This window comes from Thalassotalea coralli (genome assembly GCF_055786205.1).
The window spans coordinates 331,325-348,135 of sequence record NZ_JBVVBK010000007.1; the positions used below are offsets into that span (position 1 = coordinate 331,325).

Genomic DNA, 16,811 nt, shown 5'->3' on the forward strand with positions numbered 1-16,811 from the left:
GTTAAATATTAACCTGTTGTACTGATTTAACTTCAGATAAGTAGCTAATTGAGTTGTCCACTTTGCGGTGGATTAGGTCGACAATTTTCTCGATTTTCTTGTCGTTGAAATCAAGCCCTAAGGCTTGCTGCTCTGGGGTAGCAAAGGCTGGAATGCCATTTACTTCGAGTACAACATATTCTTCTCTGTCCAGATCATAAATAAGGTCTACACCGGCTATTTCTAAGCCAGTAATTTGCGCAGCGCGCTTTGCTATAGCAACGGCTTCATCGCTCGGCTCGCGCAGTAAGATTGAGCCGCCGCTGGTGATATTGGTTTTCCAATCGTTCTTGGGCGCTTTACGGCCGTAGCAACCGACGAATTCGCCGTCAACAATGTCAATGCGCAAATCGGTGTGGTCGTAGTTAACAAAGCGCTCTACATAAAAGTGGGGGATATTGGTTTGATCTAAAAATGGAAAAAGCATGTCTAGTGCACGTTGGTTTTCTATTTTTACGATGCCCATGCCACCCCAGCCATCGGTAGGCTTATAGACGAGGCGTCCGTCCCAATCTTTAAGCGTTTTCTTTAAGCGTTTTTTATCTTTCGATTTCAGCATTTTGTATTCGGCAGTATTTACTCCTGCACGGTTAAGTCGATGAGCGGTTCTAAATTTGTCTTCAGTTAGCGCAAAAGCGTCATAGTTGTTTAAGCAAGGAATAGAATCGTTTAGCGTTTGGTAAAGGTACATTTGATACTGTGTCTGCTTACCTGCGTTATAGGAGAAAAACGCATCTAGTTCTTCCATGGCTATCCCGTTGCAAATAATTTCACCTTTAGTAGCTACTGCTCTTGCAAGGTTTAAATTCGAAACGACTTCAATGTCTCTTTCTCTTAAAAGTTCGGTGAGTTTGTCATGTATTTGGTCTCCGCCGCCATTTTTATACATCCACGTACCAATACGGTGTTTAGCCATGAATTTGCTTCCTTAAAATTTTCGATTTTTTGCCAAGATTTTGCAGTGCAAGTTATGAGTGAAAGGCAAGACTAGGCAAGGGTTATTACCGATATATGACGAATGATTTTTGACAAAAATAATTCACAAAAATGTCGCGTTTCTGTCATCTGAAAACTGGTGGAACAGTTATGTGAAAATTTCATCGTTTCGACTTGAAATTGTCATATTACTGCCAAGTTCAAGCGCTGAAATAGCCTGTACAAATCGTAAGCAATGTTCGAGGCAAATGTCGAAGACAGAGTTCGCAGCAGAACTCGTGGGGTAAATGCAGTTGAAATCGAACTAATACGGGTCATGTGTATAACGGAGATATAGAAGTGGCAATAGAAACGGCAAACACAGAGCAGAAAGCATTAAAGGTGGATTATCAGGAATTAGCCGCCTTGATTAACATTAACTCTTACACGAAAAATAAAGCAGGTGTAGATGAAGTTGCGGCGCTTTATGGGCAATGGATGTCTGAGCTTGGCTTTCAAGACCGTGTTTTTGCACGTGAAAACATTGGCAATCATCATTTGTATGTCAGCCCGAAAACAGCAGGGGTTAAAGTGCTGTTGTTAGGTCATTTCGATACCGTATTTCCACCGAATACTTTTGAAGGGTTCTCACAAGATGAAAAGTGGATATATGGACCTGGCGTGTGTGACATGAAAGGTGGAAATTACGTTGCCTTGTTAGCATTAAGAAATGTTCTAGCTGAACACGGGCAAGTGAGCAATATCGACGTGCTGATGGTGAGCGATGAAGAAACCGGCAGTGATGATAGCAAACACGTCACAGCGTCCATCGCTCAAGATTACGATATTTGCTTAGTATTTGAAGCAGCTGGTCCTGAAGACAACGTGGTGATTGCAAGAAAAGGTGTTGCTACTTTTGATATAGAGCTTGAAGGTAAGGCCGCACATGCAGGTAATCATTTTTCTGATGGTGCTGACGCAAACTTAGCCGCGGCTCACATGATTATCGCTTTATCGAGTTTAACTAAACTTTCCCGTGGCACCACCGTTAATGCTGGGAAAATGTCGGGTGGCATAGGTGCTAATACGATTTCGCCTAGCGCAAAAATAAAAGTAGAAGCCCGCTTTACCGATAGTGACGAAAAGCGTCGTGTCTTAGATGCAATTGAAGAAATTGCTAATGCACCTAAGGTAAAAGGTGTATCTGTAAAACTATCCGGTGGATTGCAACGCGATGTGATGGAAACCAGTGATAACCAAGTGGCACTTATTCAGCGCCTAGAGAAAATAACAGGGTATCCGTTTAAATTAGAGCGCCGAGGTGGGGTAAGTGATGCCAATGTTGCTTCAGGCGCGGGTTTAGCAACTCTAGATGGTTTTGGGCCATTTGGCGATGGCGACCATACCGTTAATGAGCGAGCTTGTAAGGAAAGTTTAGCAGGGCGCGTTGTATTAGTGAGTAAAATTTTAAATGCTCTAAATGGTGAACAGAATCAATTAGAGCCTCAGCAATCGTCAGAAGACATAGAAAATGTCGCTTAGTTTTCCTTAAAGCAACCTATCAATTTTACCTCTAGTAGCTGCTTGGTTAAAAAAGCAGCTACAAATTGCTTCACTCAGTTAACAATTGTTAACAATGAAACAGGAATGTAACACCTATACTGTTGTCATTGAATCGAAACAGGAAGCCGAAATGAAAAAGTATTTAGTCACCCTAATTTCTGCCGTTGCTATGATGGGTTTAAGTTTTGCAACATTCGCTCAGTCTACCGTTGAAGAGGGCGTCATTAAAAAAGCTGAAGTTATTACGACAAAAGCGGGTAAAGATGGTAAGCCATTATTAGGTGCAGCCGTTGGTGTTGGCATAGGTTCAGCTTTTGGCTCTGGTAGCGGTAACGATGCTGCCAAGGTTGTCGGTGGATTAATTGGTGCAAAACGTCAAGCAGCCAAAAAGCAACAAACTGTTTATGGCTGGCGCTATATTGTTGAAGTTAAAGGTGAACTGAAGGTAGTTGATGCTTGGTGTTCTGGTCCTAATCAACAGTGTACTGGTGTAACTGAGGGAAATAACGTTTACGTAGTTAACGGTAACGAGGTCATCGTTAAGTAACATCAGCTAAACGTGTTTTATTGAATTAAAGAAAATGCTCGCAACATTTCTTGTCCTAGCCAACCTTAACCGGTTGGCTTTTTTTATGTGAACCAGTGTGGAGAAGTGCTTGATTTGTAATACAGTTACTGTTTTGATATGTAGCTTGATGGACTAAGGAGTAAGCGAAATAATGGATATTCACACGGATAACTCAGCGCAATCCGCGAGTATCACGTTTAACAGGTGGGTGTTGCTTGCAGCAATACTATTTAACTGGATTACGTCAATAGCGTTTATGCTGTTTTTTCGTTACCCAGTGCCATTGTTTGGGTATTTTGGCCCATACTCGGTTAATGGTTCTGTCACTGTTGAAAGTGCCTTTAACTCTGGTACTACATCATTTTTTTTCTATGGGCTTATCGGTGGTTTTCTGCTGATTGCTTTCTTATCTTTTATTTTAGCTCAAATCGTTAATCAAATAACCAAGAGTCCCGCTCGATACTGGTACATATTGGTGAGTGCTCTTCCTGCATTTTGTTGGAGTTTGTTTTTATCTACCTTAGATTACATGATCGGTCCTTGGTAGTTATCTTATCCATCTTATTTTCAAATTTACCCACTCAAGTTGGTATACATTATAAATTTGCCGTTTTGGACGTCTATACTTCTAATTCTTGGTAAAAGCTTGTTTTCTGTGCTAGAGTGTCGCCGCTTTTTATGGTGCAGATTTGTTTAAGTGATCTTAATGTTCATTTTTCTAAATAAATCCGCTTAAAAGGGAATGTGGTGTAAGTCCACAACTGTTCCCGCAACTGTAAGTAGGGCTGAGTTTTCATCCACTGGTTTTTGACTGGGAAGGGGAAGCTTGGGTTACCCCTATAAGTCAGGAGACCTGCCATGAAATTTTTTACACACCGTGCGGGTTACTCGGTAAGTACTAGATGATTTTCGTCTAGCCTTTCTGTTCGCCTGCACTGAATAGATGTTTTTAGTGGATTATGGCGAGTCAACGATTACAAGCAGATAACATTACCTGGCAGGTCGACAATAAGGTTATTGTTGATGGCGTTAGCTTTGCTGCGAATTGCGGTGAAGTTGTTGGTATTGTTGGTCCTAATGGCGCAGGCAAAACTTCGCTACTTAAATGTTTATACCAAGAAAATACTGTTGATTCGGGCAATGTTACGTTAGACGATATGCCGCTTAACTTACTTAGCCGCAAAGAAGTTGCTCAGAAAGTGGCAGTTGTAGGCCAGCAATACGATGCTATTTTTGCCTTGTCTGTAAACGATATTGTTGCCATGGGGCTTATTCCTCACAAGTCTTATTTTGAGCGAGATACCGACCAAGACAGAAAGTCGGTGACCGATGCGTTAATCAAAGTAGATTTACTCGATAAACGAGAGCAAGTGTTTAGTACCTTATCTGGTGGTGAGCAACAGCGCTGTATGATTGCTCGAGCCCTCGTTCAACAACCTAAGTTGTTGATTATGGACGAACCTACTAATCATTTAGATATCTATTATCAACATCAGATATTGTCATTCGTGAAAGAACTCGGTTTATCCGTGGTGATGACAATTCACGATCTTAATTTAGCAGCGCAGTATTGCGATCGCTTATTGTTGATTCATCAGGGCCGAGCACTTGCTTTCGCGGAACCTGAACAAGTCTTAACAGAAGCACTTATCAAAGAAGTGTTCCACTTAGATTGCTTAGTGGATGAACATCCGATTACGCATAAGTTACGTGTTTCCTTTGCCGGAGTTCAGCCATGATCAAACGATTATCTTTTTGGCAATCATCATTGCTATTACTGGCCATCACCATTACTTCTATGTTGTTAGCGATGGGCTTCGGTACGGCAGAACTAGGTTTTAAAAATGTTTGGCAGTGTTTAACCGATGAGTGCCAACGTCCCATTTACGAGACCATCTTAGTCGACATTAGATTGCCTCGAGTCATTATGGGTTTCTTTGCTGGGTTTGCTTTAGCAGCAGCGGGCGCCTTGATGCAAAATGTCACTCGAAATCCACTTGCTGACCCTTACTTATTCGGTATCGTTTCTGGCGCAGGTCTAGGTGCTACTTTAGCAAGCTTATTGCCGCCACCTTGGCAGGTGTTTTCAGTTCCTGTTGCCGCATTTTTAGGTGCGCTATTTGCGGTCTTTATCGTTGTTTTAGTGTTGATGCATAACAGCTGGCGCCGAATAGAGCATTTATTGCTTGCCGGCGTTGCTGTTTCTTTTATGTTGAGCGCATTTACCAGCTTTATCTTATATTTTGGTGAGGCATTTGCGGCAAATCGCGTCATTTTCTGGCTGATGGGCTCAGTTGCTCGAGCAGATTATATGGCGCTGTCTGTGGTTGTTCCTGTGATTTTATGCTGCTGTTTACTCGCCTTAGTCTTTTCACGTCAATTAGATGCGCTATTACTCTCTGACGAAAGTGCAAGAACGCTAGGCGTTAATGTTGCGTTAGTGCGCATTGTGGCGCTTGTTGCTTGTGCGGCCATGACTGCTGTTATCGTTTCTTATTGTGGTGGCATTGCTTTTGTTGGCTTGATGATCCCGCACATCGTAAGACCGTTTTTTGGTATTACCACGGCGAAGTTGCTGCTAAGTGCTGGCTTTATTGGTGGCTGCTTCTTGATATGGGTTGATGTTATTGCACGTACCATCGTTGCTGGGCAAGAAATTCCTATCGGCGTTATCACTTCGGTCATCGGCAGTATCTTCTTTCTTTTCTTAATGCGTAGGATGTAGTCATGTTTACCATCGAACCATTAGCTCGTGAATTTTCTGAACAAATCCAAGCGAAAATCGATCAGAAAACTAAGCCATTAGGCGCATTAGGCGCATTGGAATCAACAGCTTTACAGCTGGCAAACATTGAAAGTGGAAGCACAGGGCAGTGGCAGTCTATCTCTGTTAACGCACCACAAATGTTGGTTTTTGCTGGCGATCATGGCATTGCTGCTAAAGGCGTTAGTATTGCACCGAGTGAAGTGACTCATCAGATGGTGATGAACTTTCTAGCTGGTGGGGCGGCGATTAACTGCTTTTGCCGACAGTTTACCATTGATATGCAGGTGATTGACTGCGGTATAAAACTGCCTATCCCTAACGACATTGCGCAGCAGCATCATAACTTTATTGAACAACGTTTAGGCACAGGAACAGTAGATTTCAGTGAACAAGCGGCTATGAGTGTCGAACAAGTAGCAAAGGGCATTGAACTTGGCGCTAAATTAGCTGAAAAGGCTGCTAAATCGGGTAAAAATCTACTTATGTTTGGTGAAATGGGTATTGCCAATACCAGTAGTGCTTCAGCCTTAGTTTGTGCTTTGTTAGGACTAACGGCTGAACAAGCGGTTGGCTTAGGTACTGGCATCACCAATGAGCAACTTCAGCTAAAAGTGTGTTTGGTTGAACAAGCTGTATCTCGCAAGAGCATTGTTGAAAATACATTAGCGTCTGAAACTGACATTCTTGCTTTGATGGCTGAGTTAGCAGGATTTGAAATCGTGCAGATGACAGGGGCTATGTTAGGCGGCGCTCAAGCGAAACTGCCTATGCTTATAGATGGCTTTATCGTATCAGTAGCTGCATTGTTAGCGACGAAAATAGCGCCAAATAGCCGTGATTATATGATTTTTGCCCACAAATCCCATGAACAGGCTCACCAAAAAATACTCGAAGCACTGGAAGCGACACCATTACTTGATTTGTCGTTGCGATTAGGTGAAGGAACTGGGGCGGCACTCGCTTATCCCTTATTACAGGCAACTACAGCGTTTTATAACGATATGGCAAGTTTTGAAAGCGCAGGAGTTACTGTGTAATGTCAGTACCATTGTTTAACCATAAAAGGTTAGGGATAAAGGTATACCAGCAGTGGCAGTATTTTTTATTGGCATTGCAGTTTTTTACTCGTATTCCTGTGCCGGTTAAAGTGGCTTATTCTCCACTGCGCTTAAACAAGTCAAATCGTTATTTTTCTTTGGTGGGTGTGGCTTTAGGGCTGATACTTGCTTTTGCATACCAACTACTGGCGCAATATTTTCCAGCGTCTGTGACCATAGCATGTGTTATGACAATAAGTTTGTTACTCACTGGCGCTTTTCATCAGGACGGTTTAGCTGATATGGCTGATGGTATCGGTGGTGGTTACACGATAGAGAGGCGTCTCGATATCATGAAAGATAGCCGCATTGGCACTTATGGTACGGTTGCATTAATCGCTAGTGCTTTGATTATGTTTAGCGCACTTACTGAGCTAGCTCAGTTAGGTATAGCGTTTATCGCGTTAGTGGTGGCACATGCTTTGTCTCGAGCGGTTGCTGGCAGCTTAATCTTTACCATGCCTTACGTCAGTGAAGATGCGAAAAGCAAGAGTAAGCCTTTAGCGCAACAACAATCAGGTCATGAGCTTGTTATTTTGCTGGCAATAGGAGGCGCTCCTGTTTTGTTTCTTCCAGAAGGCTTTAATTTTTCTTTCGTATTAAAGCTTACCGCAGTGCTATTAGCGTTTCGTTGGTGGTATCGCCGTTGGTTAATGAATAGGCTTGGAGGCTTTACTGGTGATTGCCTTGGCGCGGCGCAACAGATAGCAGAATTGCTGATTTACTTGGTAATTGTGCAGCATGCATTTTTTCAAATACCTCAAGGGTTAGTGACGGGAGCAGCTCAATGATTCATCTTGTTACAGGTGGCGCTCGCAGTGGAAAGTCTAGTTTTGCTGAACAGCGAGTATTGGTCATGTGTGCTGAGAAAGTTGCGGGAAAAGGTGCTAAAGATTTGGCTCCTATTTATCTCGCGACTGCGCAAGCATTTGACCAAGAAATGCAGCAGCGCATTGCCTTACATCAACAAGATAGAGTGCAGCATAATTGGCAGCTTATAGAGTGCCCAGTATCGATAGCAGATACCTTAGACAGATTTGCTGATGGCAGTAGCGTACTGATTGACTGTTTAACCTTGTGGCTTAACAACTTGTTGTTAGAAGTTGATGGCTTAACCAGCGAACAACAACACGACATGCTTACTAAGCAAAGAGAAGCGCTTGTTGCTGCCTTTTTAAAGCATCAATACCGACTCGATATTGTTATTGTTACTAACGAAGTTGGCAGTGGCATTGTGCCATTAGGTGAATTAAGCCGACTTTTTGTTGATCATGCCGGATGGGTTAATCAGGCAACGGCGAAAATAGCGGATGAAGTGACTTTAGTGGTTTCAGGCATCCCGATATCAATTAAAGGAGCTGCTCGTGGCTAATATCTATTTACTTCGACATGGTAAGGTTGATGGGCCCGCGGCACTTTATGGTCATACTGATATCACTGTTACGCCAGAAGAAAATCGACTGATTGTTGAAAAGCTTGGGCAATATTTACAGGACAAAAATATTCAAATAGAGCAAGTGATTAGCTCACCATTAATTCGTTGCTTGTCACTGTCAGAACAAATCGCTGCCGTTCAACATATTAGTCAGATTAAGCAAGATACTGATTTAAAAGAAATGAACTTTGGCCGTTTCGACGGTACGCCGTTTGATGATGTTCATCAAGATCAAGATATTTGGTCGCAGCTAGAGAAGTTCTGGCAAAATCCCGTACAACATTCGCTGCCTGAAGCTGAGCTTTTAACGGGCTTTAGCTATCGCGTTGTTCAAGCGTGGCAAAATATATTGAGTCAGGTGAGCAAAGACAAAGGCGATATTCTTGTGGTGTGCCATGGCGGGGTTATTCGCATGATCTTAGCGCACTTGCTTAACATCGATTTTCGTAATCCCAATTGGTACACACAGCTGGCAATAGGCTATGCAAGCATAACCCAGATAACGCTGACTGAATCTGGCGCTCGTGTTAAACATATTGGTAAGCCTTTGGTTGAAGATAGTGACCGAATTTACCTTCAGTCAGGTCTTGGTGCCGATCATAAGGAATCTGCGTAATGTCCAATACCTTAATGGTGCAAGGCACAACAAGTGATGCGGGCAAATCGACGCTAGTTGCGGCCCTGTGTCGTATTCTTGCTAGGCAAGGGCATAAAGTAGCACCGTTTAAACCACAAAACATGGCATTAAATAGCGCAGTGACTCCGTGTGGCGGGGAAATAGGTCGCGCACAAGCGGTTCAAGCCCAAGCGGCCAATGTCGAGCTTTCCATTGATTTTAACCCTATTTTGTTAAAGCCATCTTCAGACAAAAACGCACAAGTGATCATTCAGGGTAAAGCGTTAGAGCAAATGAGCGCTGTGGATTACCATCACTACAAAGACATAGCGCGGGCAGCGGTATTTGATTCCTATAACCGTTTAACCGCCAACTACGATTATGTCATGGTAGAAGGTGCGGGTAGCCCTGCTGAAATCAATTTGCGCAAACGAGATATCGCTAATATGGGGTTTGCTGAGCAAGCTGATTGTCCAGTTATTCTTATCGCTGATATCGATAAAGGCGGTGTCTTTGCTCATTTAGTTGGTACGCTAGCGCTGTTAAGTGAGAGTGAGCAAAAGCGCGTAATTGGTTTCGTTATTAACCGTTTTCGCGGTGATATTGCGCTTTTAGAGTCGGGATTAGACTGGTTAGAAGAGAGAACCGGAAAGCCTGTTCTTGGTGTTTTACCCTACATTCACGGTTTACATATTGCAGCAGAAGATGCGGTAACGGTGCGTCAAGAAGATAAAGGTACTAAGTTAAACGTTATCGTGCCTGTTACGCCGCGTATGAGTAATCACAATGACTTTGATGCCTTGCAACTTCACCCTGAAATAAATTTCCAATTTGTTTATGCCTCCGAGCTTCATAAAACCGATTTACCTGCAGCAGATTTAATCATCCTTGGCGGCAGTAAAAATACGCGAGCGGACCTTGCTTTCATTGTTGAGCAAGGCTGGGATAAACAGATTGCGCGTCATATTCGCTATGGCGGTAAGGTGTTTGGCATTTGTGGTGGTTACCAAATGCTAGGCAGTTTAATTATTGATAAATACGGTGTAGAAGGTGAAGCCGGTGAAAGTAAAGGGCTTGGCTTTTTACCCATGACGACAGAGCTTGCTAAAGAGAAAACACTCAAAAATTGCACTGGTAAATTGAATTTAGCCGGTGGCAATGTTGACGTATCAGGCTATGAAATTCATATGGGTGAGAGTCTTGCTACCGAGTCGACCAACACCATTCTTAGCATCGAAAATCAAGCACAAGGCATGATGAATGATGACGGCAACATTGCTGGTTGTTACTTGCATGGCATTTTCGATAACGACCAAGCGATCCAAGAATTAGCAAGCTGGTGCGAGACAGCTTTGTCAGAACACCATGATTTGGCTGAAATACAAGAACAGGCCATCGATAAGTTGGCGGATGTCTGCCACGAGCATTTAGATATGAAACAGTTAACGCACTTAATTGCACAATGGGGAAACTAACATGAGCACAGAAAAAGAGAATCAAACTAAGCAAGAAAAACATAAAGCTCGACAACAAAAAGTAAAAGAAAAAGTCGATCAGCGCATTGCGAATGCTACTGAAGATAAAGGCTTACTTTTGGTAATTACAGGTAATGGTAAGGGTAAATCCACATCAGGCTTTGGTATGGTAACGCGCTCTGTTGGCCATGGTTTGAAAGCGGCTGTATGCCAGTTTATCAAAGGTACTTGGGAGTGTGGCGAACGCAACTTGTTAGAGCAAAACGGTGTTCCATTTTATGTGATGAAAACCGGTTTTACTTGGGAAACACAAAATAAAGAACTCGATATGGCGGCTGCAGATAAAGTGTGGCAGGAAGCGAAAAAGTTACTTGCTGATGCGTCGGTAAATACTATTTTACTGGACGAATTAACCTATATGTTGAGTTACAACTACTTAGATATCGACGAAGTACTAGAGACTATTGCTAATCGCCCAGAAGGGCAACATGTCATTGTTACTGGTCGAGGTGCTCATCGCCGTCTAACGGAAATGGCAGATACTGTATCGGAAGTACAATCTTTGAAGCACGCTTTTGATTCAGGCATCAAAGTACAAAAAGGCATTGATTGGTAAGCACCGCCAATCGATAAAAAGGAACGACTATGAAGTTTTTTCATTACCTGTGTTTTGTCTTTGCACTTTCATTTTCTATTGTAGTAGGTGCAACTGACAAAAGTGAAAATAAAGAGACAGCACCTGCGAAACGTATTATTGCGTTAGCGCCGCATATTGTTGAAAACCTTTATGCGATAGGCGCTGGTGATTTAATTATTGGTACGACTGAGCATGCCGACTTCCCTGAAGCTGCTAAAGAAATTCCTCGAGTTGGCAACTACGCACGATTGAACATAGAGCAAATATTAGCGTCGGATCCAGATCTGATTATTGCGTGGAAATCTGGCAGTCCAAGCGATGATATTGAGCGCCTAAAAAGCTTTGGCATTCCCATAGTGCAATCTAAGCCAACAACTCTCGAAGAAGTGGCGGAGGAGCTTATTTTTCTTGGTGAGCTAACGGGTAAAAACGAAGCAGCCAAGCAAGTTGCGCAAAGATACTTGGCTGGTTTGCAAGCGCTACGAGCACAATATCAAGATAAAGCGCCCATTTCTGTATTTTATGAGCTTTGGCCGCGACCGTTAACTACCATTGCTAAAAAAGCTTGGCCGCAGCAGCAACTGGATTTGTGTCAGGTAAATAACGCATTTATTGATAGTAAAACGGATTATCCGCAAATCAATGTTGAAGATGTGGTGTTAGCGTCGCCTGACATTATTATTCAGCCAAGCGCTCACAGCAATAGCATGCCAGATAGTATTAACTGGCAACAATGGAAGACTATTCCAGCGGTAAAAAACAATGCATTTTTACATCCGAATGCTGACAAGATGCATCGGATGACCATACGTTCGTTAGACGAATTAACGTTACTTTGTCAGCAAATTGACGAGATTCGCCAGCGAGCCAAATAACCTGCCAGTAAAACTGGCGTAAACACTACGTATTGAGCGCTCGACTAGATTGAGCAAAAAGGGAAGTAGGTGAAATTCCTACACTGCCCCCGCAACGGTAATTGGTTTAGATAAACCATCAGTCCGGAGACCGGTTCAATACCTAACTTTCTTATCAAAGCGGGCGGCTTTGATGGCGAGGAGCATATGAAAAAAACTATAATTGCCGCATCGGTATTGACGGCATTAACAACCCCGGTATTAGCAAACGACACTACTCAAGCAACTGACGCAGATGAATACATCTCGGTAACAGCAAACCGCTTCGCAACGAAAGCGGAAGATGTATTAGCGTCAGAAGTGATTATTACTCGTGAACAAATTGAGCTAATTCAAGCGAAATCTGTTTTGGACGTGTTAGCGACTGTTTCAGGCGTTGATATTTCTAAAAACGGTGATAGAGGTCAAAACTCATCAGTTTATATTCGTGGTAATGACTCAGCGCATACTTTAATTTTGGTGAATGGTGTACGTGTTGGCTCGGCAACACTTGGTACAGCAAATTTAAATGAAATTGCACCTGAATTAATTGACCGTATTGAAATTGTTAAAGGTCCACGCGCGGCACTTTGGGGCTCAGACGCTATCGGTGGCGTTATTCAAATCTTTACGCGTAAGCTTGAAGGTGGTGAGCACTTTGCCAGCGCTACATTTGGTAGTGAAAGTTACCAAAAGTTCAGTGCAGGTGTTGGTATCGAGCACGGCAATGGCTTTACCAGTATTAGTGTTAACCATGAAGAAAGTGATGGCTTTGACGTTCGCGAGGGCGACGAAACTGATGAAGATGGTTTCAGTTACGACTCTATTGCAGTTAATGGCGAGCAACAAGTTACGGATAGCTTTTCTGTTAACTGGTTAGTACAAGTTGATACGGGCGATACAGAATACGATAGCGGCTGGGGTGCGAATGAAACAGAAGTTAGTAACCATGTTTGGCATTTAGGTGCAAAAATTGATTCTATGCTTGGTAACTACGACAATGTTTCTGAGTTTTCAGTTGGTCAAAGCCGTACTTCAAATGAAGGATTTAGAAATGACGAAGGTAAAGTCACGCCAACAGGAGATGTTTATGATACTCGACGTGATCAAGTCTCATGGGTAAACAGCACAGTTTTTTCATCTGATTGGCAAGCGAGCTTTGGTGTTGATTACATCGATGAACAGCTAAAAGGTACGAACGAATACAAAGAAAAACAACGTGATATCTACGGTATTTTTGGTCACACCATGTACAACAAAGACAAATTCACTTATGAATTAGCTCTTCGTTATGATGATGTACATGGTGTTGATTCAGAAACATCGTACAACGCAAGTGTCGCTTATCAGTTAACTGATAACACGCGCATGGTTTTTTCAACAGGAACAGGTTTTAAAGCACCAACCTTTAATGACCTTTACTACCCACCACAATGGGGTTCGATTGGTAATGAAAATTTAGTTTCTGAGACTTCAGAAAACTATGAGTTTACCTTGACTAGTCAGCTTGACGAGTTGCGCGTTGATTTTAACCTTTATCAAACGGATATCGAAAATCTTATCGAGTGGACAGGCAAAGATAGCGATGGAAACACTACGCCAATAAATGTTGCTAATGTGGAAATTAAAGGTGCGGAACTTGGCTTAAACTACCGTGGTTTTGGCGGTGTTCACCAGTTTAATGCGAGCTATGTTGAAGCAGAAGACCAAGGTGCAAAGCCGGGTGAAATTGCGCAACTTATCCGTCGTGCGAAGGAATTTTACAGTTACCAGTTCAATGCAGAAGTGGCCAATGCTGATGTTTACCTAGAGTGGCAATACAAAGGTAAGCGTTACGATTCTGTGTGGGGTGTAGGTACAGTAGAATTAGATAGCTATCAGTTAGTTAATTTAGGTGTTAGCTACCCAGTTACTGAGGCGATTAAATTAGAAGCGAAAGTAAATAATGCCTTCAATGAAGATTACAACACGACAAGCGGCTACTACTCGCAAGGTCGCGTAGTGTACTTCGGTATTAGTTACCAGAACTAAAATAAGTCTAGTAACAAATAACTTAAAAATAAAAAGGCTATTGGGTTTGCTCAATGGCCTTTTTTATGCTTCTCAAAAAGTGAAATAAAACAGTTGTAAATTGTTGTAAATCTCGCTTGCAAGTGATGAAAATAACTGTCAAAGTGGAATTGCTTCATTCATTTAGTGACGTGAGGAGGGTCAAATATCAATCGCAATTGTTGATCAATTTGACAGCTTGCTTAGGTAGCGGATTGCCGAGTTGATTAACGCAGGTTTTTCAATGTTGAGGGAATTTGTGTATATGACTGAAGAGAAAACGATTTATATCTTAGACACCAATATTTTACTTCACGAACCTTTCGCCTTTTTATCCTTTCAGGAACACGATGTCGTCGTCCCAATGACGGTATTAGAAGAACTAGATTCAATAAAAGATCGTCGTAAAGATGTTAGCCGTGATGCACGTGTTGCTATTCGTGCGTTAGAAGATGCACTTGCTAATGCTTCACCAGAAGAGGTGCTTGCTGGTGTTCCGATCCCTGCGCGAGAAGATAGTAATGGTACTGGCTGTTTGTCCATTTTTAATGATTATACCTTAGAGCAAACTACTGGAAAGTTGTCTTTTAACGAAAATGATAATCGAATAATCAATACTGCGCTCCATATTCAAGCTTTTCGAAAAAATCGCAAAGTGGTGTTAGTCACCAAAGATATTAATATGCGCCTCAAGGCAAAAGGCGCGGGTTTGCATCATGTTGAAGATTACAGAACTGACCAACTCATCGATGACATTCAGTTCTTAACCAAGGGCTACCATAAATTTGATGGTGACTTTTGGGAGCAAGTTAAAGAGTGCGAAAGCGAAACGGAAGGCCGCAATACGACTCATTACATTGATAAAAGCATCTTGCCAACAGCCTTTGTTAACGAATACCTGCTCGATGAAGGGGAGCATTTTGCCGGAAAAGTGGTTGGCTTTGATGATGAAAAGCTCGCAATTGCCGATATTAGCCGTGAACGCTTAATGGCAAAACAAGCTTGGGGAATTCACCCAAAAAATATCTATCAAGGTATGGCAATGGATGCTTTGTTAGACCCTAACATTGACCTGGTTATTCTTACTGGTCCTGCAGGTTGTGGTAAAACCTTATTAGCTCTTGCTTCAGCACTAGAGCTAGTTGTAGAGCGAGGGATGTACGATAAAGTCATTGTCACTAGAAGTACGCCTGAAATTGCTGAATCTATCGGCTTTTTACCTGGTACCGAAGAAGAGAAAATGGCACCTTGGTTAGCCGCGATTACCGACTCGTTAGAAGTGTTGCATAAACAAGATGAAAATATGGCTGGCAGCATGAATTACATTATGGACAAAGCCAATATTCAGTTTAAATCAGTAAACTTTATGCGTGGTCGAAGTATTCAAAATGCCTTCGTGCTACTCGATGAGTGTCAAAACCTCACAGCATCTCAACTTAAAACCATCATCACACGCTGTGGTGAGGGGACTAAGCTTGTTTGCTCTGGTAACTTAGCGCAAATTGATAGCAACTATCTAACCGCCTTAACCTCAGGTTTAACCTATATTGTAGAGCGGTTTAAGAACTTTCCAGGAAGTACCACTGTCAATCTAAATGGTGTGGTGAGAAGTAATTTAGCATCGTTTGCAGAGGAAAATCTTTAACACTTAAACCCATTTAGGCTTTGTTAGTGGCTTATCTTTTTAGATAAGCCACTAAAGGTCAGGTCTATTGTGTTTACTCAGTTCAGTCGTAAGTTTGTATTTACTGCGTAGTTGATTAAATTTGTCAGGGTAGGTCGCGATAAATTGGTTTACAAAATCAATGAACGGATGTTCGTCACTTGCGCTAAAATGGTAAAAACCTTTGTCGCTAGGCAAATCACTACGTTTTGTTATGTGTAAATTGTTGGCAGCCGCATAGTGGTTCGCAATAACTTCGTTAAGGTAAATAGCGTCAACTCGGCCTATTTTTAACATTGTAAACAAAGCAGTAACACTCGTTGGTGTCGCTACTTGTATGGAAAAACTAGGCATTGCATGAATAGTAAAGCCTAACGGGGTTGCCACCAGTTCAATGTTACCTGTCGGTTCAGTAGAAAAGTAACCGTCTGTATAACTAACTACAGGTAAGGAGTATTCTTTTTCAGGTGCTAGCTGAGTCTGCCAGGCAGGGCTGTCGGGAAATTGAATATCAATACTCCCCTTGTTTATTTCACTTTTTAGGCGACCCACAGGGAATGATTCTAAGGAGACGTTTAGTTGGTATTCGCTCGCTACAAGTGTGACTAACTCTGGAATAAAACCGACAATTTCGCCTTTTTCATTTGTAGAAAAAAGTGGTGCATAATCCAAGTTCTCAAAACCTACTACGATAGTGCTTTTATTTTCGTTTGCTATGCACTTTGTGGTGATAATGCAAAGAAAAATACTCAACATGCTGATCATTGAGTACTTGGTAAATTTTTGTTGTTTAAGATAACTTCGCATTATTTACTATCTAACTGACAACGTATTTGTCGACATCCACTTCTTTCTGACAATTATTATATTTACAGGGAGAGAGCTAAATTGCAATCGGCAGCTTTCTTGATTGTAATATTTTTAGATTACGTTTTACCGCACTTTTAGGAGGGAACCCAAAGCCATGGTGCCTAGGGATATGGAGGACAAAATCTCTATGTTGTTATTGTCCGACTACAGGCTTTATGTTGCCATATCAATAAAATTAACACTGGCTGTTCCAACCTCCCCTTGATATATTTCCAAGGTCAATA

16 protein-coding genes and 2 riboswitches are annotated in these 16,811 nt (G+C 42.1%); of the genes, 14 read left to right on the forward strand and 2 right to left on the reverse strand.

The window, feature by feature from the left end; all coding sequences use genetic code 11:
• Position 1: 1 nt before the first annotated feature.
• Positions 2-955, reverse strand: coding sequence for an ATP-grasp domain-containing protein (locus ACOB80_RS18155; protein WP_473167281.1), 954 nt, complete (start codon positions 953-955; stop codon positions 2-4).
• Between the two features lie 359 nt (positions 956-1,314).
• Here ACOB80_RS18155 and ACOB80_RS18160 point away from each other — a divergent pair, with 359 nt between their 5' ends.
• From ACOB80_RS18160 to ACOB80_RS18225, 14 genes are all read left to right on the forward strand, one after another.
• A complete protein-coding gene (locus ACOB80_RS18160) occupies positions 1,315-2,496 on the forward strand; it encodes a M20 family metallopeptidase (RefSeq protein ID WP_473167282.1) in 1,182 nt (393 codons plus the stop codon).
• A gap of 151 nt (positions 2,497-2,647) precedes the next feature.
• On the forward strand, positions 2,648-3,064 hold the full coding sequence (locus tag ACOB80_RS18165) for a hypothetical protein (protein WP_473167283.1): 417 nt from the start codon (positions 2,648-2,650) through the stop codon (positions 3,062-3,064).
• A gap of 172 nt (positions 3,065-3,236) precedes the next feature.
• A complete protein-coding gene (locus ACOB80_RS18170) occupies positions 3,237-3,632 on the forward strand; it encodes a hypothetical protein (RefSeq protein ID WP_473167284.1) in 396 nt (131 codons plus the stop codon).
• Positions 3,633-3,775: 143 nt separating this feature from the next.
• Positions 3,776-3,960, forward strand: a riboswitch (cobalamin riboswitch).
• Between the two features lie 84 nt (positions 3,961-4,044).
• On the forward strand, positions 4,045-4,824 hold the full coding sequence (locus ACOB80_RS18175) for an ABC transporter ATP-binding protein (protein ID WP_473167285.1): 780 nt from the start codon (positions 4,045-4,047) through the stop codon (positions 4,822-4,824).
• Complete coding sequence (locus ACOB80_RS18180; RefSeq protein WP_473167286.1) at positions 4,821-5,810, forward strand: FecCD family ABC transporter permease; 990 nt, start codon at positions 4,821-4,823, stop codon at positions 5,808-5,810. The genes ACOB80_RS18175 and ACOB80_RS18180 overlap by 4 nt, the downstream gene beginning before the upstream one ends.
• A gap of 2 nt (positions 5,811-5,812) precedes the next feature.
• A complete protein-coding gene (gene cobT / locus ACOB80_RS18185) occupies positions 5,813-6,889 on the forward strand; it encodes a nicotinate-nucleotide--dimethylbenzimidazole phosphoribosyltransferase (protein WP_473167287.1) in 1,077 nt (358 codons plus the stop codon).
• Complete coding sequence (locus ACOB80_RS18190; RefSeq protein ID WP_473167288.1) at positions 6,889-7,740, forward strand: adenosylcobinamide-GDP ribazoletransferase; 852 nt, start codon at positions 6,889-6,891, stop codon at positions 7,738-7,740. Before cobT ends, ACOB80_RS18190 begins: the two co-directional genes overlap by 1 nt.
• Positions 7,737-8,321 (forward strand): bifunctional adenosylcobinamide kinase/adenosylcobinamide-phosphate guanylyltransferase, encoded by a 585-nt coding sequence (cobU, locus tag ACOB80_RS18195; protein ID WP_473167289.1) that lies wholly within the window; start codon positions 7,737-7,739, stop codon positions 8,319-8,321. Before ACOB80_RS18190 ends, cobU begins: the two co-directional genes overlap by 4 nt.
• Positions 8,314-9,000: a histidine phosphatase family protein gene (locus tag ACOB80_RS18200; RefSeq protein WP_473167290.1), complete on the forward strand. Its 687-nt coding sequence runs from the start codon at positions 8,314-8,316 to the stop codon at positions 8,998-9,000. Before cobU ends, ACOB80_RS18200 begins: the two co-directional genes overlap by 8 nt.
• Positions 9,000-10,475: a cobyric acid synthase gene (locus tag ACOB80_RS18205; protein WP_473167291.1), complete on the forward strand. Its 1,476-nt coding sequence runs from the start codon at positions 9,000-9,002 to the stop codon at positions 10,473-10,475. Before ACOB80_RS18200 ends, ACOB80_RS18205 begins: the two co-directional genes overlap by 1 nt.
• Before the next feature lies 1 nt (position 10,476).
• Positions 10,477-11,091: a cob(I)yrinic acid a,c-diamide adenosyltransferase gene (cobO, locus tag ACOB80_RS18210; protein WP_473167292.1), complete on the forward strand. Its 615-nt coding sequence runs from the start codon at positions 10,477-10,479 to the stop codon at positions 11,089-11,091.
• Between the two features lie 29 nt (positions 11,092-11,120).
• Complete coding sequence (locus ACOB80_RS18215) at positions 11,121-11,987, forward strand: cobalamin-binding protein (protein WP_473167293.1); 867 nt, start codon at positions 11,121-11,123, stop codon at positions 11,985-11,987.
• 17 nt (positions 11,988-12,004) lie between these two features.
• A riboswitch (cobalamin riboswitch) is annotated at positions 12,005-12,140 on the forward strand.
• Positions 12,141-12,173: 33 nt separating this feature from the next.
• Positions 12,174-14,036, forward strand: coding sequence for a TonB-dependent receptor domain-containing protein (locus ACOB80_RS18220; protein ID WP_473167294.1), 1,863 nt, complete (start codon positions 12,174-12,176; stop codon positions 14,034-14,036).
• 283 nt (positions 14,037-14,319) lie between these two features.
• Positions 14,320-15,699, forward strand: coding sequence for a PhoH family protein (locus tag ACOB80_RS18225; RefSeq protein WP_473167295.1), 1,380 nt, complete (start codon positions 14,320-14,322; stop codon positions 15,697-15,699).
• A gap of 51 nt (positions 15,700-15,750) precedes the next feature.
• Here ACOB80_RS18225 and ACOB80_RS18230 read toward each other — a convergent pair whose 3' ends face one another.
• Positions 15,751-16,524 carry a substrate-binding periplasmic protein gene (locus tag ACOB80_RS18230; RefSeq protein WP_473167296.1) on the reverse strand — a complete coding sequence of 258 codons (774 nt, stop codon included), beginning with the start codon at positions 16,522-16,524 and terminating at the stop codon, positions 15,751-15,753.
• Between the last annotated feature and the right edge of the window lie 287 nt (positions 16,525-16,811).